The sequence below is a fragment of the Pseudobacillus sp. 179-B 2D1 NHS genome (genome assembly GCF_045370945.1).
Classification (GTDB): domain Bacteria; phylum Bacillota; class Bacilli; order Bacillales; family Domibacillaceae; genus Pseudobacillus.
The window spans coordinates 1-23,543 of the sequence record NZ_JBIQDP010000034.1 but is presented as its reverse complement, the minus strand read 5'-3'; the positions used below and the strand labels follow the sequence as shown (position 1 = coordinate 23,543).

General features: G+C 39.4%; 23 protein-coding genes and 2 pseudogenes. 20 read left to right on the top strand and 5 right to left on the bottom strand.

Annotated features, from left to right (window positions below):
• Positions 1-199 precede the first annotated feature (199 nt).
• The 4 genes and pseudogenes from ACH0BF_RS22645 to ACH0BF_RS22630 form a co-directional block, all read left to right on the top strand.
• Positions 200-514: pseudogene (locus ACH0BF_RS22645) on the top strand (DDE-type integrase/transposase/recombinase); the annotation flags it as partial.
• Positions 515-682: 168 nt separating this feature from the next.
• A complete protein-coding gene (locus tag ACH0BF_RS22640) occupies positions 683-1,669 on the top strand; it encodes a TAXI family TRAP transporter solute-binding subunit (RefSeq protein WP_340856863.1) in 987 nt (328 codons plus the stop codon).
• A gap of 47 nt (positions 1,670-1,716) precedes the next feature.
• Positions 1,717-2,229, top strand: coding sequence for a DUF1850 domain-containing protein (locus ACH0BF_RS22635; protein WP_406910343.1), 513 nt, complete (start codon positions 1,717-1,719; stop codon positions 2,227-2,229).
• A gap of 46 nt (positions 2,230-2,275) precedes the next feature.
• Entirely contained in the window at positions 2,276-4,201 is a 1,926-nt protein-coding gene (locus tag ACH0BF_RS22630; RefSeq protein WP_340856942.1) for a TRAP transporter permease, read from the top strand.
• Positions 4,202-4,396: 195 nt separating this feature from the next.
• Here the strand turns inward: ACH0BF_RS22630 and ACH0BF_RS22625 are convergent, their stop codons facing one another.
• Entirely contained in the window at positions 4,397-5,284 is an 888-nt protein-coding gene (locus ACH0BF_RS22625) for a LysR family transcriptional regulator (RefSeq protein WP_340856866.1), read from the bottom strand.
• Between the two features lie 171 nt (positions 5,285-5,455).
• Between ACH0BF_RS22625 and ACH0BF_RS22620 the strand changes: the two genes are divergently transcribed.
• The 16 genes and pseudogenes from ACH0BF_RS22620 to ACH0BF_RS22545 all read left to right on the top strand — a co-directional run bounded on the left by ACH0BF_RS22620 (position 5,456) and on the right by ACH0BF_RS22545 (position 19,982).
• Positions 5,456-6,196 (top strand): acetoacetate decarboxylase, encoded by a 741-nt coding sequence (locus tag ACH0BF_RS22620; RefSeq protein ID WP_340856867.1) that lies wholly within the window; start codon positions 5,456-5,458, stop codon positions 6,194-6,196.
• A 19-nt stretch (positions 6,197-6,215) separates the two neighbouring features.
• Positions 6,216-7,178 (top strand): 3-hydroxyacyl-CoA dehydrogenase NAD-binding domain-containing protein, encoded by a 963-nt coding sequence (locus ACH0BF_RS22615; protein WP_406910342.1) that lies wholly within the window; start codon positions 6,216-6,218, stop codon positions 7,176-7,178.
• Between the two features lie 117 nt (positions 7,179-7,295).
• The gene (locus ACH0BF_RS22610; RefSeq protein WP_340856869.1) at positions 7,296-8,321 is read left to right on the top strand and encodes a ketopantoate reductase family protein; all 1,026 of its coding nucleotides are present in this window, start codon (positions 7,296-7,298) and stop codon (positions 8,319-8,321) included.
• A gap of 316 nt (positions 8,322-8,637) precedes the next feature.
• Positions 8,638-8,952, top strand: coding sequence for a hypothetical protein (locus tag ACH0BF_RS22605; RefSeq protein WP_340856871.1), 315 nt, complete (start codon positions 8,638-8,640; stop codon positions 8,950-8,952).
• A 1,368-nt stretch (positions 8,953-10,320) separates the two neighbouring features.
• Positions 10,321-11,907 (top strand): BCCT family transporter, encoded by a 1,587-nt coding sequence (locus ACH0BF_RS22600; RefSeq protein ID WP_340856873.1) that lies wholly within the window; start codon positions 10,321-10,323, stop codon positions 11,905-11,907.
• A 212-nt stretch (positions 11,908-12,119) separates the two neighbouring features.
• Positions 12,120-12,827 carry a GntR family transcriptional regulator gene (locus ACH0BF_RS22595; protein WP_340856874.1) on the top strand — a complete coding sequence of 236 codons (708 nt, stop codon included), beginning with the start codon at positions 12,120-12,122 and terminating at the stop codon, positions 12,825-12,827.
• 21 nt (positions 12,828-12,848) lie between these two features.
• Positions 12,849-14,015: an LLM class flavin-dependent oxidoreductase gene (locus ACH0BF_RS22590; protein ID WP_406910341.1), complete on the top strand. Its 1,167-nt coding sequence runs from the start codon at positions 12,849-12,851 to the stop codon at positions 14,013-14,015.
• Complete coding sequence (locus ACH0BF_RS22585) at positions 13,999-14,577, top strand: amino acid synthesis family protein (protein WP_340856877.1); 579 nt, start codon at positions 13,999-14,001, stop codon at positions 14,575-14,577. Before ACH0BF_RS22590 ends, ACH0BF_RS22585 begins: the two co-directional genes overlap by 17 nt.
• A complete protein-coding gene (locus ACH0BF_RS22580; protein ID WP_406910340.1) occupies positions 14,577-15,383 on the top strand; it encodes an alpha/beta fold hydrolase in 807 nt (268 codons plus the stop codon). Before ACH0BF_RS22585 ends, ACH0BF_RS22580 begins: the two co-directional genes overlap by 1 nt.
• A gap of 12 nt (positions 15,384-15,395) precedes the next feature.
• A complete protein-coding gene (locus ACH0BF_RS22575; protein WP_340856879.1) occupies positions 15,396-16,895 on the top strand; it encodes an aldehyde dehydrogenase in 1,500 nt (499 codons plus the stop codon).
• Positions 16,896-16,948: 53 nt separating this feature from the next.
• Complete coding sequence (locus ACH0BF_RS22570) at positions 16,949-17,509, top strand: NADPH-dependent FMN reductase (RefSeq protein ID WP_340856881.1); 561 nt, start codon at positions 16,949-16,951, stop codon at positions 17,507-17,509.
• A complete protein-coding gene (locus tag ACH0BF_RS22565; protein ID WP_340856883.1) occupies positions 17,490-17,930 on the top strand; it encodes a riboflavin kinase in 441 nt (146 codons plus the stop codon). The genes ACH0BF_RS22570 and ACH0BF_RS22565 overlap by 20 nt, the downstream gene beginning before the upstream one ends.
• A gap of 48 nt (positions 17,931-17,978) precedes the next feature.
• Complete coding sequence (locus ACH0BF_RS22560) at positions 17,979-18,272, top strand: hypothetical protein (protein ID WP_340856884.1); 294 nt, start codon at positions 17,979-17,981, stop codon at positions 18,270-18,272.
• Positions 18,273-18,387: 115 nt separating this feature from the next.
• A pseudogene (locus ACH0BF_RS22555) lies at positions 18,388-19,544 on the top strand (aldehyde dehydrogenase family protein).
• A gap of 12 nt (positions 19,545-19,556) precedes the next feature.
• Positions 19,557-19,814, top strand: a complete 258-nt coding sequence (locus tag ACH0BF_RS22550; protein WP_340856886.1) for a YciI family protein — start codon at positions 19,557-19,559, stop codon at positions 19,812-19,814.
• 24 nt (positions 19,815-19,838) lie between these two features.
• Positions 19,839-19,982 (top strand): hypothetical protein, encoded by a 144-nt coding sequence (locus tag ACH0BF_RS22545; RefSeq protein WP_406910339.1) that lies wholly within the window; start codon positions 19,839-19,841, stop codon positions 19,980-19,982.
• A gap of 610 nt (positions 19,983-20,592) precedes the next feature.
• Here the strand turns inward: ACH0BF_RS22545 and xerS are convergent.
• The 4 genes from xerS to ACH0BF_RS22525 all read right to left on the bottom strand — a co-directional run bounded on the left by xerS (position 20,593) and on the right by ACH0BF_RS22525 (position 23,043).
• Positions 20,593-21,708, bottom strand: coding sequence for a tyrosine recombinase XerS (gene xerS, locus ACH0BF_RS22540; protein ID WP_406910338.1), 1,116 nt, complete (start codon positions 21,706-21,708; stop codon positions 20,593-20,595).
• 97 nt (positions 21,709-21,805) lie between these two features.
• On the bottom strand, positions 21,806-22,210 hold the full coding sequence (hepT, locus tag ACH0BF_RS22535; RefSeq protein WP_340856890.1) for a type VII toxin-antitoxin system HepT family RNase toxin: 405 nt from the start codon (positions 22,208-22,210) through the stop codon (positions 21,806-21,808).
• Positions 22,200-22,610, bottom strand: a complete 411-nt coding sequence (gene mntA, locus ACH0BF_RS22530; RefSeq protein ID WP_340856944.1) for a type VII toxin-antitoxin system MntA family adenylyltransferase antitoxin — start codon at positions 22,608-22,610, stop codon at positions 22,200-22,202. The genes hepT and mntA overlap by 11 nt, the downstream gene beginning before the upstream one ends.
• A gap of 196 nt (positions 22,611-22,806) precedes the next feature.
• Positions 22,807-23,043, bottom strand: coding sequence for a hypothetical protein (locus ACH0BF_RS22525; RefSeq protein WP_120038391.1), 237 nt, complete (start codon positions 23,041-23,043; stop codon positions 22,807-22,809).
• Positions 23,044-23,543: the final 500 nt, after the last annotated feature.

The window sequence follows — 23,543 nt, the reverse complement described above, 5'->3', positions numbered from 1 at the left end:
GGATATTTCGCAGTCGCAGATAACTGGGCAAGTATGGTTAGTGACAATAGTGCCCATAAGTTGGTTCTGGTGCAAAGACTTCAGCTAACTTGAAATAATCTCTAAATCTAGAACATATGGATCCTACTAAACTAAGAAGGACGTGTGTATCGGTGTGATAGAACCCGTAGAATTCAAGTGGAAATAATAGCAGCCTGATATTATTTTATTAACGGTTAGATGGTATCTTCGGTACGGACTCAGTTTTTGTGATTTGGTGGAATCGATGGAGGAACGAAGCTTATCCATGGCTCATGCAACCATCATGCGCTGGTTTTATCAATATGGATATGGATTAGATGAAAGAGTGCAGCGTCATCTATAGTCAATTCATGACTCCTGAAGAGTAGATGAAACCGATGTGAAAGTTAGAGGGCAATGGATGTATCTGTATCGTGCTGTTGATTCAGAAGGAAATACCATTCATTTTCGTCTAAGCGAATTAAGAGGAAAACAAGCAGTCAGGCGCTTTTTTATATATTCTTCAAGTATTTGTATCAGAACCGTTTTTAATTAATACTTATTCCGCATCTACATTTTACGCAAATAACTAATCTGAATATTTAAATTATTGGAAAACTTTTCGGGATTTTATGCTAAACTATTGAAATAGAAAATAATTAATTTCACTAGGAGGGAAAGCATGAAAAAGGGGCTCACTTTATTATTTGTTTTACTGTTGGCATTTTCACTTGCTGCATGCGGACAAAAAATTGACACACCGTCTGAGAAAAAGGAATCAGGGGAAAGTCCTGCTTTGAATCTTGACCGAATCAGCATTGTGACTGGTGGTACAGGAGGTACATATTATCCACTTGGCGGTGAGATGGCGAAAATCATCGGTAAAGAGCTGGACGTTGAAGCGAACTCACAGTCATCAGGAGCATCTGTAGAAAACATGCAGCTTCTTCAAGACGGTGATGCAGATATTGCCTTTACACAAACAGATATTGCGAGCTATGCGGTAGAAGGCAAAGAAATGTTTAAAGAGAAGGTTGATCAGGTTACGGGTATTGGTACGTTGTATCCTGAAACAGTTCAGATTGTCACGCTAAAAGACAGCGGCATTAAAAGCGTTGAAGATTTAAAAGGAAAGAAAGTTTCAGTAGGAGCTCCTGGAAGCGGAACCTTTGCAAACGCAGAGCAGATCCTAAAAGTCCACGGCATCACGATGGAAGACATTAATGCGCAGCACCTTTCATTCGATGAATCGACTGAAGGAATTCAAGACGGAAACATTCAAGCGGCATTCATTACGGCAGGAACACCGACCGGCGCTGTGGATGCATTATCTGCAACAAATCCTGTAACGGTCGTTCCGATTGCAGATGATAAGATTAAAGAGTTGATTGATACTCATCCTTATTACATTGAGGATACAGTGAAAAGCGGAACATACAAATTAGAAGCTGATGTCAAAACAGTAGCTGTATTATCCATGCTGACTGTCCGTAAAGACATGGATGAGGAGGCAGTCTATCAGATTACGAAAGCTATCTTTGAAAATGTAGATAAGATCAGCCACGCAAAAGGAGAACTGATTTCTGCTGAGAAGGCTGTAGAAGGGATGGGAATCGACCTCCACCCGGGAGCTAAAAAGTATTTTGAAGAAAAAGGAATTCTAAAATAAGAGGTGAAAGCATGGACTGAAGATTTTTCTTTAGTCCATGTGTTCTTATGAAGAGAATAATAGCAATATTAATCATTGTAACTGTTCTTGTTATTGCCGTCTCGTATCCGTTCTTTTCTGCCGTCGTTGCAGAAGAGGGTGAGTCCGGCAGACCATTAGCTTTTTTTCTGAATAAGCCAGGTGAAAAATTCAGTATAAAGTATATACACTCTATCCATAGGACGCCTGTTCTCGAGACCTATCTGACCAATAAAAATGGGGAGATTGTACAGACGGAAATAAGGTTTGAGGAATTTGGAATAGGGATGCCTTCAGGACCAAGCGGAAATGAGACATTCGCCCAAAAGAATGGAACTTATATTTTAGCGAACATGAATAGGACCTTTTCTTCTCTTGATATTCGGGTGGGACAAGTAGTTGCAGATCATAGGTTGATCATTGATGGAGAAGAATATCCTTTTTCCAGCTTCAGTGATAAAGGATCATGGGTAAGGATAGAAACAAAAAAATGGAGTATGTGGCAATGGATGATTGGAGGGAAAAGGCTTGGAAAACAATAAACATCTGCAGGGCGATCAAATTTCAGATGATACCGTACAAGAGTTAATGGAGAAATACGATCCAGAAGCAGGCTTTCGAAAATTAAAAGGAGTCCTGTACTGGGTTACGCTTATCGGGCTTGTTGCCTTTTCTTTATTTCAGCTTTATACAGCTATATTTGGCGTTTTGCCAGCACAGCTGCAGCGAACGATCCATTTAGGTTTTGCACTTACACTGATCTTTTTATTATTTCCTGCATCAAAAAAGAAAAGAGAAAAAAAGCAACGGTTTCAAGTAGCTTGGTATGACATGCTCCTGGCCTTATTATCTCTAGCTGTCGGTTCGTACTGGTACTTATTTATGGATGATCTTGTTATGAGGGTAGGAAAGCTTACAACACAGGATTTTCTGATTGGAGCCATCGCGATTGTACTTGTTTTAGAAGCAACAAGACGTGTCGTCGGGCTTCCTATTACGGTTATTTCGGGTTTATTCCTGCTTTACGCTTATTTCGGGCCATATATGCCAGGGTTTTTAGAGCATAGAGGTTTGACGATTGAACGTATCGTTAGAACGATGTTTTTTACGACAGAAGGAATACTGGGAACGCCGCTCGCGGTTTCCTCAACGTACATCTTCTTATTTCTTTTGTTTGGGGCATTTCTTGTAAAAACAGGAGTAGGAGAATATTTTAATGATCTATCAATTGTTATTGCGGGCCGAAGAGTGGGGGGGCCTGCTAAAGTAGCCATTTTCTCAAGTGCCCTGCAGGGAACGATCAGTGGAAGCTCGGTTGCAAATGTAGTAACTTCGGGTGCTTTTACCATTCCGATGATGAAGCGGTTAGGTTATAACAAGAACTTTGCTGGAGCGGTTGAGGCTGCCTCTTCTACTGGAGGACAGATTATGCCGCCTGTTATGGGGGCTGCTGCGTTCTTGATGGTTGAATTTATTGGAGGCGGGATCACCTATTGGGATATTGCAAAGGCTGCTGCCATTCCGGCTATCCTCTATTTTGCAGGGATTTGGATTATGACCCATTTTGAAGCGAAACGAATCGGACTCAGAGGACTGTCCCGGGAAGAGATGCCAGAAACGAAAAGGGTTATTAAACAACTTTACCTGCTTATTCCAATCTTGGTCGTTATTATCCTCTTAATGAGCGGAATGAGTGTAACGAAGGCGGCGTTATGGTCGATCGTCAGTGCGATTGCAGTCGGAATGTTCAATAAGCAGACAAGAATGGGTCCGAAGCTCTTTATTGAAGCGCTGGCAGATGGTGCTCGAACAGCTCTTGGTGTAGCAGCGGCTACAGCGGCTGCCGGAATGATTGTTGGCGTTGTTACGGTAACAGGTGTTGGACTTAAGATGGCAAATGGTTTGCTTGAGCTTTCGGGTGGATATTTGATACCTACCCTGATCTTAACGATGATCGCATCACTTATATTAGGCATGGGATCGCCTACCACAGCGAACTATGTCATTACGTCCACAATCGCAGCTCCGGCTATTCTGTTGTTTGGTGTACCGGCTCTCTCGGCTCACATGTTTGTTTTTTATTTCGGAATCATTGCCGATATCACGCCTCCTGTAGCACTCGCGGCCTTTGCAGCAGCTGGGGTTTCTGGCGGTGAACCGGTACGGACAGGAATCATCTCATCAAAGCTTGCTATAGCGGCTTTTATCATTCCTTATATCTTTGTCATCTCTCCACAATTGATGCTGATTGATACGACGTGGATAGAAGCACTTTGGGTCATTTCCACTGCCTTCGTCGGCATGATTGCAATCGGTGCAGGAATGATCGGCTACTGGATGAGAAGGCTTAACTTTTTAGAAAGAGCAGTTGCGGTGATCATTGGATTCCTTTTGGTCTACCCTGAAGGAATCTATAGTGCGATTGGTCTTGTTGCGTTTGTTCTTATGCTCGGCAGCCAATACTGGCTATTGAAAAAAGACAATACACAGGTGCCATCTTCGCCATCCATGTAACGAATGATGCCCAAAGGCCGCGGTCTTTGGGCTTTTTTTGGCTCTGTTAAAATCTAATATTGATAACTGGATAAATTTAAAGGAAATCCAACTTTCAAAGGTTTCCCGTGCATAGAGATAATAAATTTGTTAAAAAATACAATCATTTTATCGAACAAACGGACCAGGTTGTTACCTTAGTAATATTGAAAGCGTTTAGGGAACTTTGAACATTTGGTGGTTATCTTTAAAATAGGAAATAATAAAGTCCCGGAAATCTCTTACTGAAGGAGATAACAACCCATCTTTTACCCAAGACAGTCCGACTGTATAGGTCGGGGCAATATCTGCAATTTTTACGTAATGTAAATGGTGTTTTCTACACACTGAAATGGGAAGGAATGCTACACCTTGATCTAACTTAATAATTTCTGCTAATAGATTAGAATCTACCTCAAAATTATTTTTGGGAGTGAATCCCTCTTTTTCACAAAGTTCGTTTGTAAATTTACTGTATTCCTCATTACCAGCCAGAGAAATAAATGGTTCATTGGCAACATCTCTTAAAGAGATTTCTGAATGGCCTGCCAACTTGTGGGTGGAGGGCAATACCAGGACAATGTCCTCATCTAACAACACACAGCTTTTTATCTCCTCATCCACTATAGGTGGACCTGCTATACCTAAATCAATTTCCCCCTTCTTTAAGCTTTCCAGTATTCCACTTCTCACTCCAATTCCCTGTTGTATTTTTATTTCCGGATATTGGGTAATGTATTCACTGATCAGCCCTGTGAGGAATCTAGGATTGGAAATCGATATTTTAATGGTGCGTGTATTTTCCTGATCTTTCGCTTGAATTTCCGTTCTTGCATTTTCAATTTCGGTAAAAATCTTGTTCACATGTTTCAAAAGAATTTTTCCAGAAGAACTCAATTCAATATTTCTTCCTTTCCTATCAAATAACTTTGTTCCCAATTCATCCTCAAGTCTCTTAATTGTGAGGCTTAATGAAGGTTGAGCAATATTTAGTTGTTGGGCAGCCTTAGAAATATGCTCTGTATAAGCAACCGTCTGAAAGTATTTCAATTGAAGCAGTTCCATCTATTTTTTACACCCCTATTATTTACTAAAATAAATATATTTATAAAATAACATGTATTAGATTAAATATAAAATCCGATATAAAATTATGGATGTAGAAAAAGTACAAGAGGGCAAGATAAACATGAAAATTTTTTAAGAACCTGATTAAAAAAGGAAGGTGTCATTTAAGTGAGAAAGGATGAAGTAGTTAAGCAGTTTACAACTCCTTTGGATGCGGGGGCGTTTCCTTTAGGTCCATACCGCTTTTATAATCGTGAATACTTAAATATTTTGTATAGGACCGATCTTGAAAGATTGAAAAAAATAGTTCCGGAGCCATTGGAGGTTAAAGATCCACTTATCAGATTTGAAATTATGAAAATGCCAGATGTTACAGGGCTAGGATCCTATACAGAGTGTGGGCAGGTCATCCCTGTAAGCTTTGAAGGGGAAGAAGGCGATTATCTTCATGCCATGTATGTAGATAGCTTTCCTGCCATCGCTTCCGGCAGAGAAATAGCAGCGTATCCTAAAAAGTTAGGCAAGCCTAGTTTATATGTTGATTCCGACACCTTAGTCGGAACCTTGGATTATAGTACTTTGCGGGTGGCCACAGCTACAATGGGGTATAAGCATTTTCCGCTTGATCATTCGGAGGCGCTTAAAGAAATCGTTAGACCGAATTATATGTTAAAAAAAATGCCAGGATATGATGGCTATCCAAGAATTTGCGAATTGGTCCGGAGCCAAATTACGGATATTAAAATACTTGGTGCTTGGTCAGGACCTGCAAGGCTGGAGCTGTTCGCACATGCGTTGGCACCAATGGCGGATTTGCCTGTCCTTGAGGTCGTATCGGCTTCTCATATTCTAACAGAGCTTTCATTGCCCTCTCCAACTGTTATATATGATTATTTAGCTGAAAAATAGAAAGGAAGGTAAACCATACATGTCCAATTCAAAGATAACGCTCTCTGAAGAATTGCAACGATTTAATCCAGTAACCGTTATTGGAGCTGGCACAATAGGGATTTCCTGGACCACCTTGTTTTTAGCCTATGGATTGACAGTGCGTGTGAATGATCCTCGTCCTGACTTAAAAGAAGTAGTTCTTAATGGGATTGAACAAATCAAGCCTACGTTAAAAGCTCTTGGACTGCCAACTGAAAATCTAACAGATCATTTAGAAATAGAGCCGGATCTGGAACGTTCGCTTCAAGGCTCGGCTGTTGTCCAAGAAAATGGACCAGAACGAATTGAATTCAAACAGGAATTGTTTTCTAAAATTGAAAAAGCAGTAACTAAAGAAACGCTTTTGCTGTCCTCCACTTCCGGAATCCCTTCAAGCGAAATAGCAAAAGGAATGAAGAATCCGGGTCGGCTTTTAATCGGACATCCATTTAACCCCCCGCATCTCGTTCCGCTCGTTGAAGTGGTACCAGGAGAACATACAGAAGTTCAAGCCGTTAATGATGCCATTGCTTTCTATAAATCATTAGGAAAAGAGCCCATGGTATTAAAAAAAGAAATCCCCGGTTTTGTTGCTAATCGATTGCAATCCGCCCTCTTTCGAGAAGCGATCCATCTAGTTCTTGAAGAAGTCGTTTCAATGAAAGATTTGGATCGAATCGTAACGAATTCCATCGGTTTACGATGGGCAGTTGGCGGTCCGTTCCTCACATTCCATCTTGGAGGGGGGAAAGGGGGACTCCCGGCATTTCTTAAACATCTTGGTCCTAATTTACAATCAGGATGTAAAAACCTTGGAAATCCAACCCTAGACGAATCCACCGTTCAAAAATTATCAAATGAGGCAATGAATTCTTACGGAAAAGTACAGATTGAGGAATTGGAAAACAAACGTGATCAAAAGCAAATATCGGTTCTCCATGTAATGAACAATCAACATTAATCCCGATAAAGATAGGAATATTTCATGCGACTGATCAAACAGTAACAAAAGCAAATCAAAAAAGCTGATGATGAATCGATGTTTATAATGAGTATGAAAAGGTAGGGGGAAATTCGAATGAGAATTGCCGTATTAGGAGCAGGTTCTTTAGGAACCATCGCTGGTGCATATATTGCTGCCGGCGGACAAGATGTAGAGTTGATTGATGTCTATCAAGCACATGTTGACGCCTTAAATCAGACAGGGGCAAAAATAATCGGCACAACAGATTTTCATGCAAAGGTGAAAGCTATTACCCCTGATGACATGTCAGGAACCTATGATTTAGTCTTGCTTTTAACAAAGCAATTATTTAACGATTCTGTACTAAAAAACTTGCTGCCATTTTTAGGTGAACAAAGTGTAGTCCTCTCCTTACAAAACGGCATACCTGAAGAAAAGGTGGCTTCCATTGTTGGCCGAGAACGAGTAATTGCTGGGTCTGTTGAATTCGGTGCGACGTTTATGGAGCCGGGGGTATCAAAACTTACAACAGAATTTACTCATTTTAAAGAGTATGCTTTCCAAATTGGAGAACTAAACGGTGAAACAACGGAAAGAATTCAGCAGATTAAATCCATTTTGGATCTTGTGGGGGGTACCCATATTTCCGATAACCTGGTTGGGACAAAATGGTCAAAATTATTGATTAACAATGCATTTAGCGGTTTATCAGCTGCACTAAACAAGGAGTTTGGAGGGGTACTTGATCATGAAGTCAGTATTGTAAGTGCTGCGCATATTGCTGATGAAACGATCAAAGTAGGACATGTAAACGGTGTGAAATTTGCTAAAATGAATACCTTTGATATTGCATCATTAGAAATAAAAAGCGAAAAAGATATTCCTGAGCGTGTTCAAACACTTCGAAAATTCATGGAATCTTCCAGACTGTTAAAAGCAAGCATGCTGCAGGATCTGGAAAAGAAACGTAAGACTGAAATTGATTATATAAATGGGGTCGTTCCGCGGCTGGCAGCAGACAAAGGAATTTTAACACCTTATAATGATATGGTTGTAAAATTAGTAAAACAAGCGGAAGAAACCCAATCCGTTCCGAATTTTGAAACAAACATTAAGTTTTTTGAAGAACTAAATAAATAGGAAATGTTTTTTATTAAGAGGGGTGTTGACCATCATAGGGCAACACCCCTTTTCCTTATTCTAACTTAGCTAATTGCTGTTGATAAGTGAAGACTATTAACAAACTGGGCGCTTTAATGGCCTAACGATCACAAAAATCATCAAACTTTTTCTAAAGATTACTAAGCGTGAGGGTATAGAGGTTATATGGAAGAGGGGCTAAAAATGAAGGGGGGCAGAAGTTTTTTCTGTTATTGAAATAATTATCCATCCTTATTCGATGTTAGGGTTGAGATCTTTTTGTACAGTTGAATCTATTATTTTAGGAATAGAAGTGATGCATCTTATTAAAATTGAAACAGCCCGAAAAACAAAGGGGAGAAATTTAAATAAAAAAATCAACATTTTAATAATACAGATTGTGTATAATTCAAATAGAAACAATATAAAACCAAATGCAATAACAATAGGTTTAGCCGCAGGTGTTCGTGACATTTCAAGAGTCGAAATTATTTTACAAACTACGATTACTGATGTTCGACCAGTGATTAAATCTAAAGATGGTTGCTTTAGTAACTTAAACCCAGATCATTGTAAAAACCCCTCTCCTTCAAATATCCCTCTTCCTGTACCGACTGCAAATGGAGAATAAGTAAGCTAAATAACATAATGTCAACACTTAAATGGATTGGCTGAAAAAATTTTTGTATGAAGACATTAACTACAGATAACTCCTAGTTGGGTTTATCTTTTTTCTGTTCGTTTCTCTTACACAGCTTGTGTCTACTATTCATCATTCTTGATCCTGAATGCTTAAAAAAACAAATTTAAGTCTTTCCAGTTTGTAAGTAATGGTGTGTATCAGACAAAATTCAGCATTTAATGGTTCTTTAGCTAACTTTGGTAGGAGGAGAGGAGTAACTTGAGAAAATTTCGAGGGAAGAAAAGATACTTCCACAATTTGTGGGGAAAATTAATACTTGTGATTTAAATATTGATAGTGAATCATCGTTTGTTTTTTGGCATATATACCTGGATTTTACTAGGTCGGGGAAATAGTTTAAAGATAAGAGGAGGGCACATTAAAGCTCATGTAGCATTGTACAATAACTTACTAAAACAACTTGAAAATTTGAAAAACCTTATCAGTCGTGGATTTGTATACACGAGAGAGATCCTGGTTCGGATGCAGTATATGTACTTACGCCAAATCCAACATCTAGTCAAAAGAACAGGGTATTATATTATAAAGTTCGTTTAATAAAAGTGAAATGTATAAAAACCTACTTGTTCATACAACAACTAGACCGATTAGATGGCCAGAAACTCGGTGAAATCAATGATGTATAAATCCGGTATAGGGAAGAGTGAGAAGAGAATCTCTTGTCGGCTAAGGGGTTTCTTCGTGTAGAAGCTTCTTTGTTGTAGTGTTATGTGAACTATAAGTGTATGAAATATGTAAACTAAATTTTTGTTATAAATTCTGTAATAGCTATTAAAATTCTCTTTTTAGAATGCATCTTATGAAAAGTATTAAGGAATTGATACAAGAGCTAAACTGGGATAATTCACAAGAGGTCCAGGATATGGCTATAGAAAAGCTTTCAAATTCAAGTGAAAAAGATGTCATTCTAATAGCGAAACATTCAGATATATAAGGAATGAATCAATGAGCTTTGAGAAGAAACACCGTTCGTCAGAGTGTAAAGAACTTTATTATTTTTAATTTACTAAATTTATTGACAATTTTTTGAGAATGAGATAGTTTATTACATAACTACCATGGTACATGCAACGTATTGATTTATTACTTGGTAATTTGTTGTTGCATTGATTGTAAGTTGTTATGAGTTTAGGGGATTTTTATTATAAGGGGGAGTAGAAAAACGTTTATTAATCATTGCTGGTAATAAATAATAATGTGTTTAATGAAAGCGCTTCCTGTAGATCTTAAGCTTGTAAAAGTGAAGTGAATGGAATGTTTAAAGAGAATTTATAAAAATTGCTGGGAGGCAAATATATGAGCAATTATTGGAACTCTTTTAAAGAAAAAGTAGATTGGCCTGTTTTCAGCCTGAGCGGCGGTGTTTTGGTGCTCTTTGTCTTTCTATCAGTCATTAAAGTGGACATGGTTACAAAGTATGTAAATATGGGGTTTGATCTTTCGATTAAATACTTTGGAGCCTACTGGCAACTGCTTTTGTTAGCTACCTTTTTTGTGGGCGCAACATTATCTCTTTCAAAATACGGCAAAGTAAAGATTGGCAATCTAGATAAACCAGAAATGAGTTTTTTTAAATGGGCTGCCATCATTATTACTTCTGGTCTGGGAGCCGGTGGTGTATTTTGGGCAGCCGCGGAACCAATGTATTACTTTATAGATGTTCCGCCTATGTATTCAGGCATTAAAGCTGGAACCGCAGAGGCAATAGGACCTGCGCTAGCACAAAGCTATATGTCATGGGGATTTACAGCTTGGGCTATCTATGGAGCAATCAGTACGATTGTTATCATGTACGCTCATTATAATAAAGGAATGCCTCTTAAGCCGAGAACATTGTTATATCCGATCTTCGGTGAAAAAATTAAAGATAGTCTTTGGGGAACATTTGCTGATGTATTTTGTATTATCGGAGCGGTTGCGGGAACCATAGGACCCATTGGGTTCCTTGGGCTACAAGTAAGTTATGGTGTAAATGCTGTCTTTGGATGGGCAGACACATACAGTACGCAGGTTATCATTATCGTTGCTCTTACAGGCGTTGTTTTATTTTCAACATTGACCGGTATTGATAAAGGAATACAATGGCTGAGTAGGTTAAATGTGAACATGGCCGTGGCAATCGCTATATTTTTACTGTTATTTGGCCCCGGTGAGTTTATCATTAATTCATTCATTTCGTCTGCTGGAACCTATCTGAATGAGTTTATTCCTGTCAGTACTTATCGTGGAAACCCAGAATGGATGGGGGCTTGGATGCTCTTTTTCTTTGGATGGTTCATTGGCTTTGGTCCATTAGTTGCGTTACTTGTTGCCAGAATTTCAAGAGGGCGCAAAATTAGAGAAGTTTTTTTGATGGTTTCTGTTATATCGGCTTTAGTAACAAACTTTTGGTTTACTGTTTTAGGAGGGACGGGAATTTTTTACGAATTAAATCATGCTGGCTCAGTAAGCGGTCCTCTAATAGAAGGAGGCTTGCCAGCAGCTATTATCGCAATTGCTGAACAAATGCCGCTAGGGTCGATAATGCCGACTGTCTTTCTTGTATTAACCGTGCTCTTTGTTGTTACAACGGTTGATTCTATGTCCTATTCTATTGCAATGAGCGTAACGGGTGTGGGAGATCCTCCGAAGGCTATGCGTGTGTTTTGGGCAGTCATTATGGCGGTTATCGCGATTATTTTAATCAAAATAGGAGAAGGAGGCGTAGGCGCCTTACAATCATTCGTTGTTATAGCAGCTGTCCCAGTTTCAATTTTAATGCTCCCTATACTGTGGCATGCTCCACGAATTGCTAAAATAATGGGCGTAGAGCAAGGAATAATCGAAGAAGAAAGAAATATTGCGAAAGAAACTAATGAGATACAGAATATTAACAGTTTATAAGCTAATAAAATATTTTTGATTAACTTTTTAGAAAATTTAAAATAAGTAATTGACGCATTTTGTTAGATACTTTATACTGAACGTAACATCTTGTATGGTACATGGTAAAAATAAAAAGAGAACATTGATAATCCTGCTATTCTTAAGGGGAGAGCATTTTTCAAAGAAAGGATCCTTGCGATTTCTTTCCATTAATTTTCATCTAGGTTACCATGGTACATGGTAAAAATAAGGAGGGATTTACTATTACTACTATTTTAACCACCAGTATCACTTCACAGGCAACGAATGCCATTCGTGAAGCAATCTTAAAGGGAGAATATGAGCCCGGAAGAAAACTATCAGAGGCTGCTTTGTCAGAACACTATAAGGTTAGCCGAACACCGATCAGAGAAGCTCTAAAACAGTTAGAAAGAGAAGGGTTGGTTGAGATTATTCCTCGGGTAGGAACATGTGTAACAAAACCAACTGAAAAAGAATTGGATGAGTTATTTACATTAAAAGAAGTGATGGAAGGGCTCGCTGCTGGTTTATTAGCCGAAAGAGGAAGTGAGAAAGAGATCAGCATCATTCGCAAAGCTGTAGCCGACATGGAGAAAGCTATCCAGACATCGGATAATGACCTCTATGTTAAGGCAAATGATACGTTCCATGAAGCGATTTTAGATGGCGCAGATAATTCAAAGTTAAACTTTATGTTGAATATGCTACTCAATCAAATCCCTTATACCCGCTATGTTTATTTGAGTATTGGGCTCCCTAATCGCCGTAAAAAATCATTGGCAGAGCACCAAGCTATTTTATCAGCAATTGAAAAAGGAAACCGTGATGAGGCGGAAAAAACTATGCGTGAACACGTGAAATCAAGTGGAATCCGCTTAAAAGAAGCAATAGCCAAAAAGCTGTATGAAGAGAAATAAATTTCAGAGGTGAATAAATTCATGAAATTCGGAATTTTTGCAAACTTAGCTGGACCAGGACGGCATGAAGAATACGACAAAGTCCTTGATGAAGCCCGCGAACAGGCTATTTACTGCGATGAGAACGGCTATGATTCTATTTGGTACACAGAACATCATTTTGGACATGAAGGAAATGAACTAATTTCAAACCCTATTTTAATGGGAGCAGATATTGCTGCTCATACAAAGAGAATTCGTATTGGGCAGGCAGCTAATGTCATTACTTTCTGGCACCCTCTTCGTTTGGCAGAAGACATTGCGATGCTTGATCAGCTTAGCAAGGGGCGTGTAGAAGTAGGCTTGGCACGCGGACTATATGGTAGAGAAGCAGCTAACTTAAACACTTTAGCAGACCCGACGAATCAAGAGCAAAACCGCGCGGTATTCGAAGAAACTTTAGAAATATTAAAGAAAGCATGGGGAAATCGTTTCTTCTCCCATGAAGGAGAAATTTATCAGTTTCCTCCAAAAGGATTAAAGTGGAGTCATCCAATGAGCCCAGCCTCTTCTGAGTTTATGGATATGGAAAAGGGCGAAATTAATAAAATTTCTTTAATGCCAAGACCGTACCAGAAGCCTATGCCTCCTCTATGGCAAGTGATTGATTCACCACGCTCCATTAAATGGGCTGCGGAGAACAATGTGAAAGGCATATTCTGGATGCCAACAGTTAAAGAATTAAAAGAACGCTTTGAGCTATATCGTGAAACCGCTTCAAAAACACGCGGGTATGAAGTTCCGCTCGGTGAAGGCATTGCCTTGGTTCGTGATGTATATGTAGCCGAAACAATGGAACAAGCCCGCCAAGACGCAGCAGAAGCTGTATTAAATAATTACCGCTGGATTTGTCATTGGAGAGGGCTTGGAAATCTGATGGATCCAGGTGAACAAGTAAAAGAAGGCCAGGAATTAAATTATGATTTCTTACATCCGAGAAACTTGTTATTCGGTACTCCAGAATATGTAGCTGAAAAAATTCAAGAATTGAAGGATGAATTAAATCTACAAGAATTATTGCTTTGGGTGAACCACAACGGATTGTCTCATGACAAGATGATGAAGAGTTTGAAGTTGTTTACAAAAGAAGTCATGCCTAAATTTGCAAATGAAAATCAGGAGGTAAAAGTTCATGTTAGAAATTCGTAAAGTATATACAGCTATTGAAGAGACCCATATGGAAGGCGGCAAAAAGCTAGAAACGCCAATTAAAATGATCACAGCCATGCTAGTAATGAAAAATCCTTGGGCTGACAAAGGGTTTGTAGATGATTTAATGACAGAAATTAACGAATATGCTCCAGAAATTGGTGAAGTCCTAGTAGCTGAATTATTTAAACATATTGGTTCTGCAGACGATGTTGAAGCCTTTGGAAAAGCAGCTGTGGTTGGTGTAGATGGAGAAGTAGAGCATGCTTCCGCTTTCATCCATACGTTAAAGTTCGGAAACAAATTCCGCGATGCTGTACAGGGAAAAAGTATATTACCTTTTACGAATAAGCGTGGCGGTGCAGGGGCAGCAGTCATCATTCCAATGGTTCATAAAAATGATGAATCGCAGCGTTCTCACTATATCACATTTGAAGCTTCTATTCCGGATGCTCCGCGGGCAGATGAAATTGTGGTTGCGATTGGTGCTTCTACAGGAGGCCGTCCGTTCCCTAGGACAGGAAACCGCCACCAGGATATGGTTGAAATGGGGCTTGTTTAATGGCGACCGCAGTGTGTGATCAAGGAATGATCCGTTACGAAGAAAAAGGAATTGGAGAACCACTTATTCTCATTCATGGAGTCGGCTTGGATCATACAATGTGGGAAAAACAAGTGGAAGGTTTGGCAGGACACTTTCGTGTGATTGTGTATGATATGGTGGGGCACGGAGGATCTGAGCATCCTCCTGCTCCCTATACGCTCTCCCAATTTGTAGAGCAATTAGCCGGACTGATGAATTATTTGAAGATCGAAAAGAGCCATGTTGTCGGCTTTTCCATGGGTGGAATGGTTGCTCAGGCTTTTGCAACGAAATATAAAGAAAGATTGAAAACGCTAACAATCATGAGTGCCGTGGCCAATCGAACGGAAGAACAGCGAAAGGCCATCCTTTCTAGGGTAGAAGAAGTAAAAAAAACAGGTCCGGCATCGACGATTGAGCCGGCTATTCAGCGTTGGTTCAACGAAGAATTTATAGAGAAAGAAAGAACGATAGTTGATCAAATTCGAAAGAGACTTGAAACTAATAATCCGGCTTCCTACTTAGCAGCCTATACACTATTTGCTACAGCAGATGAAGAGTTGTGGCCTGAACTTAAGCAAATTAGCCAGCCGACATTTATTCTTACAGGAGAAGATGACATTGGTTCAAACCCGGAAATGGCAAAACAAATGCACAAGGAAATTGCACATTCAGAGGTTTTCATTGTGCCTGGGATGAAACATATGCTGCCAATGGAAGGAGCGGATATTGTAAATAAAGCGATTAGATTTTTTATTGAAAAACAAGCAATTCCAGCAAAGTGAGGAGGGGACAGGATGACAGAATCAGTTAAAACAAAGCTAAAAAAATACAACATGTATATAAATGGTGAATGGGTAGAATCAACGAGCGGAGAATATTTTCCTAGTTATAATCCAGCTACAGGTGAGCCGTGGTGCTATGTAGCAAAGGGTACGGAAGAAGATGTAGACCTTGCTGTCAAAGCCGCTCACCAGGCATTTTTAAATTCGGAATGGTCAAATATGACGTATACAGAACGGGGACGTCTTGTTCGAAAGCTTGGTGAACTTATTGCTGAACGAGTAGAGGAGCTAGCGCAATTTGAAACGCTGGATAATGGAAAGCTAATCCGTGAAATGCGCGGCCAATTGAAGTATCTTCCTGAATTCTTCTATTATTACGCCGGACTAGCAGATAAAATTCATGGAGAAACATTGCCGATTGATAAAAAAGATATGTTTGTATTCACCTCAAGAGAGCCACTCGGAGTTGTTGCTGCTATTACACCTTGGAATTCACCTCTTTATTTAACAACCCTTAAATTAGCACCTGCCCTCGTAGCAGGGAATACGATTGTGATTAAACCTTCTGAAATGACATCAGCCTCCCTATTAGAACTTGTGAAACTTGTAGAAGAAGCCGGTTTTCCGCCAGGAGTTGTTAATGTAGTGACCGGTTTTGGTATGCCGGTAGGGGATTCATTAACATCTCATCCTCTCGTTAGGCGCATAGCTTTTACTGGCGGTGCCGAATCAGCTCGCCATGTAGTCCGCAATTCAGCAGAAAACTTTGCAAAGGTAACCCTTGAACTGGGAGGGAAATCTCCGAATATTGTGTTTGATGATGCAGATCCGGATAACGCAGCTATGGGGATTATCGCTGGAATATTCGGAGCATCTGGTCAAAGCTGCGTCGCTGGTTCACGGGCATTCTTGCATGTGGATATTTATAACAAAGTGATAGAAAAGCTCATTGATCGTGTGTCTAAAATCAAGGTCGGTGACCCGCTTCAAGCTGAAACAGAAATGGGGCCTCTTGCCACACAAGCGCAATTAGAGCGTGTAGAACGTTATGTAGCTGTCGGACTAGAAGACGGAGGGAAAATAGCTTATGGAGGCAAAAAACCGGAACATTTAACAAAGGGATGGTATTTTGAACCAACTATTTTCGAACACACAGATAATACATCTCGTATCACAAAAGAAGAAGTTTTTGGACCAGTATTAAGCGTCATTCCCTTCAAAAGTGAGGAAGAGGTTATTCAACTGGCCAACAGTACAGACTATGGTTTGGCAGCTGGTATATGGGTGAGGGACGTAGCGAAGGCTCACCGTGTAGCGAAGGCTATCCGTGCAGGAATCGTTTGGGTGAACACATACCGGAGCATCTCTCCAATTGCGCCGATTGGTGGATCAGGGCTTAGCGGTTATGGCAGAGAAAGCGGATATGAAGCCATTCACGAGTATACACAAAGTAAAGTAGTTTGGGTCAATACCTCATCTGAACCAATTCCGGATCCATTTATCATGCGATAAAGAAAATAGGCGACCGAAAAGACATCAGGTTCTTACTAAAGGGAGGAAATATAATGAAGTTATTGGGGATTTCAGGAACAATTACAGGCTCAAAAACAAAGAAAGTAATCCAGAAGTTATTAGAAGAAGTAAGAAGCAGTTATCCGGAGATCGAGGTAGAACTGCTTGATTTAAAAGAGTACGATATTCAGTTCTGCGATGGCCGTGATCCCTCTACTTATACAGGAGATACGAAGAAAGTGCTTGATTTAGTGTCCTCTGCTGATTTTTATATAATCGGTACACCCATTTTTCAAGGGTCATTAACCGGAGCATTAAAAAATTTGTTTGATCTAGTTCCTCCTCAAGTTTTTCGTAATAAGGTAATCGGATTTGCCGCTACAGGAGGCACATATCAACACTATTTAGTCATTGAAAACCAACTAAAGCCAATCGCTGGTTATTTCCGAGCGTTCGTCGCACCAAGTTCCGTTTATGTACAACACGACCATTTTGGCCCTCAAGGTGAACTGAGCGATGAAGCGGTTTTAGGAAGAATAGCTAATTTGAGCAAGGAAGTTGTTTTAATGCAAAAGGCATTAAAGGGGAATGAACATGAGTATCAGTACAACTAAAAACGTATCCTCCGCTAAGAATAAGGAAAAAAACGGCGAGGTTGACAAGCTGGTCAGCACTATCACAGGTAAAGTAGTACGTGGAAACCAAATTGGCCGTACCATTGGTTTTCCGACAGCTAATTTATATATTGGCACGGAGCCGTCTTTTTTAGAAAAAGGTGTTTATGGCGTTCAAGTGTTCCATAATAATAAACAATACACCGGGATTATGAACATTGGAACAAGGCCAACAATTGATAGCAAAGAGCTGAAAATCCATTATGAGGTGCATATTTTGAATTTTAGTGAAATGATCTATGATCAGGTACTGACAGTAAATGTGCGCTTTTTTGTAAGGCAGGAAATGAAGTTTGATTCCTTGGACCAACTGATGGAACAAATAAGAAAAGATATCGACTTTATTCGAAAAAGATTGTAAGAATAAAAGGATGGAAATATATTTTTTTCCTGGGATAGGAGGGGCGTCATGAATCCGGAGATGGAAGAGAATATACATTTGAATGATTTATCATTTATACGCTTGTGTTCCGATAATTACGGAATTAATAAGGGAATTTACAATACAATCGACGCTTGGTTCTACAACCAAGGGGTAACAAATATACTGGATCGTCGTAAAAATATTTTACTTTTTCTAGAGTACTTAAAGAGAAAGCGAAACAAAGCACAGTCTAAACAGAAGTTTGGAAATGGCGGCTTAACAATAAACTTACAGGAGTATTTTTTCGGCACCACTTCAAAAGCTGCTTCCAGCTTCTAAAGTTACTATGGTCATAGAAGAGAGGGGTTGAAATAACATGACTTATATAGGTAGCACAACAAGAAAATCCCTGCTTATTAATGGAAAATGGATAGAAGCAAAAGAATATACTTAATTGCGTTCTCCTTACTAAGGAGAAGTGATTTCGAAAATTCTACTGGCTACAGAGGTGGAGATCGATCAAGAAATTGAAGCGGAATACAAAGCTCGAAAATTTATGGCCAAAACGCCGGCTCATCAGCGCGCGAAGATCTTAGAAAACCTCGTCAAACTACTAGAAGAACGTGCGGGGGAAGCTGCTGAAATCATTACCTTAGAAGAGGCCAAACCCATTACAACGGCTAAAGGAGAAGTAGCCCGAACAATTGAAAACTACAAGTTTGCAGCGGAAGAAGCAAAAAGAATACATGGGGAGACATTGCCATTAGATGCGGCCAGTGGCGGTGAAAATAGGCTTACCTATACGAAGCGCGAACCGATTGGTATAATTATAATCGGCGCGATTACTCCCTTTAACTTCTCCATGAATCTTGCGGCTCACAAAGTAGGTCCAGCGATTGCGAGCGGTAACACGATTGTGTTGAAACCTGCTTCATAAACACTATTGTCTGCATTTTTTATTGCAGAACTTCTTCAGAAAGCTAGTTTGCCAGACGGAGCGTTAAATGTCATTACGGAGAGTGGCAGGATTGTTGGGGATAAAATTGTCACCGATGACAGAGTGAACATGATCACGTTTACAGGAAGCCGGCTAGTTGGAATCAGCATTCGGAATAAAGAAGGATTGAAAATAGTCACATTGAAGTTTGGATCAAATGCTGCAGCAATCATTGATAAGGAAATTAAGCTTGGTAAGATAATCTCCCGATGTGTAAATGGAGTGGATAAAAGAGACTGAACAATCAGGCGGAAAAGCAGAAGGAAATATACTTCATCCCACTGTTCTTTTGGAAGCAAAAGCGGATTTGAGAGCCTCGTGTCAGGAAGTACTTGCTCCGATTATTTTAATAAATAAAGTGAAGTCCGTTGAAGAAGCCATTGAGAAAGTAAATGATTCACGTTACGGTCATTTATACGAATGACATTCATACGGCATTAGACGCAGCGGGTAATCTGCACGTCGGAGGCGTTATGATTAATGATATTCCCACTTTCCGAGTGGATAACATGCCATATGCAGGAGTGAAAGAAAGCGGAACTGGTCGGGAAGGCTTGAAATATGCCGTAGAAGAAATGACAGAGCTAAAGCTTGTTGTCTGGAATCGTAACTAGGAGGATATAAAGATGCCTTACTATGCAGCATTATTGCATATGATCGATACTGAAAAAAACAAAGAAACAAGACCCTTTCATATCGATTATTTAGATGAATTAGATAAGCAGGGGAAAATTTACGCAAGAGGCCCTTTTTCAGATGGATCTGGAGGGTTGGTAGTGTATATTGCCGACACATTTGAAGAAGCCCATTTATTAGCAGAAAAAGATCCCCATGTTATTGAAAAAGCTCGGCGTCTTGAGCTTAAAGAGTGGCAAGTCGTTTAAGAACAAATTTGGGCAAGTTGGACATTGGGAATGATTGATCCAAAAGAGGTCGAAAAAAACTCTGTTTCTATACTCCTCGATCATGAATCTAATACAGAAAGTATGATTGAGAAAGCTGCAGCTCAGGAAGTATTAGCAAAATTGATTGGTAGGGAACTAGAACAATAAAGTATAGAATTTACAGTACAAAAAAAGTGGCATGAAAATGCGAGTGAAGGGGGATGATAATAAAAAATTTGGAGGGAATTTGTTGATAAAAGTGTGAAGTATAGACAAATTCGATAAAAACAGCTTCGATTCAATTTACTATAAATAATCGTTCATCTACAGAAGTCTCTTTCCATCCTTAAAGAGTCTTCTGTAGATTTTTTATATCGAAGATTTATTGCATTCTTGGATTTTTGGTATAAATTAGAACAAATTGAAGGTAACCTTTAGCTAATAGACTACCGCTGATAGAATATAAGAAGAGGTTTTTCTCAATATTAAATGATGCCCGCGTGTGATAAGAAAAAAGATGCATAAACTGTCTACTAAAAAGGGCGTATATGCATTGAAAAAATGTAAGAAAAACAAAGGTGATGAGAGACTGATGGACATGCGGAAAACAAACCTGCGTAAAAATATAAATTTTACGCAGGTTTGTTTCTAAGTGTACTCGACTAGATAAGACGCTTCATAAAAAGTTAAAGATAGTACTTTTCTTCAAATTAACAACAACCTCCCAATCTCTATAAACCATTTTTATTAAAAACTATTTAAATTGTAGGCAGAAAACTCATTGCTTATTTCCTCGATTTTTTTCCATCTCGTTCATGAACCGCTGGCTGTCTCTATCCGAAAGGTTCGTATAGAGGGAAGTGGTCTCAATAGAGTTATGCCCAAGCTGATCTCGAAGCAGGACGAGATTCCCTCCATTGCGAAGCCATTCGCTTGCGAAAGAATGGCGTAGCTTGTGGGGGCTTAATGCTTTTCCATAGGTGAAAGCCTCTGTATATTTTTTAAGATTCTTCTGTATTGCCCTCACCGTAATAGGCTGCGCTTTTCCCTTATACTTAGAGAGAAAAACATATATATCACTGTCCGTCGCTCCATACCGCTGTTTTCGTATGCTTAGATACACTTGCAGGTCTGACATAGAAGAAGGGAGGACGTTCACTGAGTCGGCTTTTCCTCCTTTTCGGATCACATCTATCTGATTTTTTGGTATATCGATATCCGAAAGGGTGAGACTCGCGATCTCGCTGACTCGGGCACCGCTGCCCAGCATTAAGGAGATCATCGCCACCTCCCGTTCCTTGTCTCTGATAAAAAGGGACTTTTGCCGTTTGGAAAGGGTATGTTCATATTCATTTTTCATAAAAAAGAGGAAGTTCTGTATTTCTTCGGTATTTAGGATTACGCTGTTGATACGCCGTGCTCTGTGATTGGCTGTTTCTTTATCTTTTGCCGTCGTAATTTTTGCCATCACATTCCGGTAAAAATAGCATTCTCCATCATCGTCTTCCGTTTCTTTTGTCAAATAGTTAAACAAAGATTTAAGGGCTTGTATATACCGCGTCACGCGAGCAGCAGAACGGGTCTTCCATACGCCTTGTCGTTCCTCTATTTTTTCTTCACTTAAATAATCAATGAAAAATTCTACCTCTTTTTTTCGAAGTTTTTCCAAAACCGTGTAGGGAATAGAGGCATTATCAGGCTCACTAGCAATGCCTTCTAATCGGAGCCATTCAAAAAACTTTTTATAATCGTAAAGATACTCCAGCAAAGTGGTAGAGGAGAGCCCAGCACGTTTTTTGGCCCGGACATATTCTTTTACATAATCAGGCATTTGTTTTAATTGTTCTTCTATCCGGATTTCGGCTTGCTGATATTCTCTTGATGAAGAAGGCATGATGATCACCGCCATAGTTTATTATTCAAAAACAATCAAGTGTACGCCAAACACAATTTTTGCGAACAGTTTACATAATTTTATTATTCTAAACTGATTAATATAAGAGAATGGTTTTCGTAAATTGCATGAAATCAACTAAATGGTTTTCAAGAATTTTTTGCAAGATGTCCAGATTGATATCCCGATAACCATGAATCGCTATATTCCTAAATCCCACCATCGCTTTCATTTTGGAGGAGAGAGAGGAGGGAATAATCCCGTGATCTTCCAAGAGCGTGAAAGCATCCCGACTACTCTGCGGCAAGCCGAGCTTTTTATCGGCCACTATGTGCATGGCGAGATCAATACTGGCCTCGCACGCCCGCTGGAGGTTTAAAATAATCGAGTCCTGCTTGGTGCAGTTCTCTAGATTTTTAGGCGTATTGTTGTATTCTTCATGTATCCGCTTAATATAGCGTTCAATCATACTGGCTTTGTTTAAAACCACATCACTTTTCATAAACAGACCCACTTTCGCCTATATTTTTCAGGATGGGGGAACGTTCTTCGTTTAACTTGGCATACATTTTCAAGGTGTGTAGCTCCCAATAAGCTTTCTTCTGTTCGTCTGCGCAATAAATCGCCTTGCCCGTGGAAACTATTTGTGCTTTAAAAACTGTGCTCGCTTGGTCTAAATCAATCAAGTCTACATCCCGATTAAGCTTTGCTGCCAGCTTTTGAGCAAGCAAAAAGAGTTCATATTGGTCGATTTTCTCCTCACTGCTGAGAAAGGCGACATCAATGTCGCTGTCCTGATGTGTAATGCCTTTAGCCGTTGAACCGAATAAATAGATTAAAACTGGAGATACGTCTTCATTTAGCGTTTCTACGATCATGCTCTCCATATTTTTATCCAATATTAAAAGACCTCCGTCAATTTTGTCCTAACAAATACTTGCTGCTATTTTATATGATTACCAAAGTAAGCTCTGGAATGGAATCTGGTCGGTTTGCTCTTAGTTATGGAGTCTGTAGAGATTCTATCACTGTTCATGATGCTCAACAAAACGAGTTAAGGGTCACCATCATCTTAGGAATTTTCATCAATATCCATGTTTAAAAGACGACTTTATGTGACGTGGCAGCTATCGATTCCTTTTTCTTTCGTTTACTCAAATATGTACGCGCCAACCAAACCCATCCATACATAAATACAGAGACGCTCAACCAATATAAAGGATTTGATGCTGTTAATACTCTGTCGTTTAATAGAAAAATAAAAAAAGCAGCACCGCCAACGAGATAAACACTTACCAACATTAATTTCATTAAGAACTTGCTGGACATTCTCATGAACCAAACCTCCTAAAAATTGAAATGATAGCAGCTAATCATTCACGTTGTGATTGGTGATCAAGTTTAGCTTATCTACGTTTCACCATGGAATAAGTTTCATTATAACGGGAGGTTTGGTTCGTATTTTGCATTTTGATTTCGTCAGGGATAGTTTACCACATTCTCGTTCCATTTCCTATTTAATTGTTCGTCAAATAAGAATTTGGCGAACAGTATGAAACTCAGAGAAAGCCTCCTCCTTGTACAGTTGAACTGCGACAAGAAATGACGGTTGACACAAAAGTCTTTGTTTTTTGGTAACTTAAGAAGACTATTTCAATCGGTCTTCCTATCTTCTTTGTGTTTCTCTAAATAATTTGTATATCTGTTAGTAGCCATGTTCATTCTTTGTGATAAATCTATATCTAAAGATACATTGAATGGATTGTCAACACTAAATCAGACAGCCTTTTTAAGGGACGATCGTTTGTATTCAATCGGGCTTACATAGCCTAGTG

What these genes read in the sequence shown, in the direction of transcription:
- ACH0BF_RS22605 (WP_340856871.1), top strand. Translation starts at nt 8,638, where the DNA reads ATGCATCTTATTAAAATTGAAACAGCCCGAAAAACAAAGGGGAGAAAT.
- ACH0BF_RS22615 (WP_406910342.1), top strand. Translation starts at nt 6,216, where the DNA reads ATGTCCAATTCAAAGATAACGCTCTCTGAAGAATTGCAACGATTTAAT.
- ACH0BF_RS22560 (WP_340856884.1), top strand. Translation starts at nt 17,979, where the DNA reads ATGAATCCGGAGATGGAAGAGAATATACATTTGAATGATTTATCATTT.
- ACH0BF_RS22610 (WP_340856869.1), top strand. Translation starts at nt 7,296, where the DNA reads ATGAGAATTGCCGTATTAGGAGCAGGTTCTTTAGGAACCATCGCTGGT.
- ACH0BF_RS22550 (WP_340856886.1), top strand. Translation starts at nt 19,557, where the DNA reads ATGCCTTACTATGCAGCATTATTGCATATGATCGATACTGAAAAAAAC.
- ACH0BF_RS22575 (WP_340856879.1), top strand. Translation starts at nt 15,396, where the DNA reads ATGACAGAATCAGTTAAAACAAAGCTAAAAAAATACAACATGTATATA.
- ACH0BF_RS22580 (WP_406910340.1), top strand. Translation starts at nt 14,577, where the DNA reads ATGGCGACCGCAGTGTGTGATCAAGGAATGATCCGTTACGAAGAAAAA.
- ACH0BF_RS22630 (WP_340856942.1), top strand. Translation starts at nt 2,276, where the DNA reads ATGGAGAAATACGATCCAGAAGCAGGCTTTCGAAAATTAAAAGGAGTC.
- ACH0BF_RS22600 (WP_340856873.1), top strand. Translation starts at nt 10,321, where the DNA reads ATGAGCAATTATTGGAACTCTTTTAAAGAAAAAGTAGATTGGCCTGTT.
- ACH0BF_RS22590 (WP_406910341.1), top strand. Translation starts at nt 12,849, where the DNA reads ATGAAATTCGGAATTTTTGCAAACTTAGCTGGACCAGGACGGCATGAA.
- ACH0BF_RS22525 (WP_120038391.1), bottom strand. Translation starts at nt 23,043, where the DNA reads ATGAGAATGTCCAGCAAGTTCTTAATGAAATTAATGTTGGTAAGTGTT.
- ACH0BF_RS22625 (WP_340856866.1), bottom strand. Translation starts at nt 5,284, where the DNA reads ATGGAACTGCTTCAATTGAAATACTTTCAGACGGTTGCTTATACAGAG.
- ACH0BF_RS22585 (WP_340856877.1), top strand. Translation starts at nt 13,999, where the DNA reads ATGTTAGAAATTCGTAAAGTATATACAGCTATTGAAGAGACCCATATG.
- ACH0BF_RS22565 (WP_340856883.1), top strand. Translation starts at nt 17,490, where the DNA reads ATGAGTATCAGTACAACTAAAAACGTATCCTCCGCTAAGAATAAGGAA.
- hepT (WP_340856890.1), bottom strand. Translation starts at nt 22,210, where the DNA reads ATGAAAAGTGATGTGGTTTTAAACAAAGCCAGTATGATTGAACGCTAT.
- ACH0BF_RS22595 (WP_340856874.1), top strand. Translation starts at nt 12,120, where the DNA reads ATGGTACATGGTAAAAATAAGGAGGGATTTACTATTACTACTATTTTA.
- ACH0BF_RS22640 (WP_340856863.1), top strand. Translation starts at nt 683, where the DNA reads ATGAAAAAGGGGCTCACTTTATTATTTGTTTTACTGTTGGCATTTTCA.
- ACH0BF_RS22570 (WP_340856881.1), top strand. Translation starts at nt 16,949, where the DNA reads ATGAAGTTATTGGGGATTTCAGGAACAATTACAGGCTCAAAAACAAAG.
- ACH0BF_RS22635 (WP_406910343.1), top strand. Translation starts at nt 1,717, where the DNA reads ATGAAGAGAATAATAGCAATATTAATCATTGTAACTGTTCTTGTTATT.
- xerS (WP_406910338.1), bottom strand. Translation starts at nt 21,708, where the DNA reads ATGCCTTCTTCATCAAGAGAATATCAGCAAGCCGAAATCCGGATAGAA.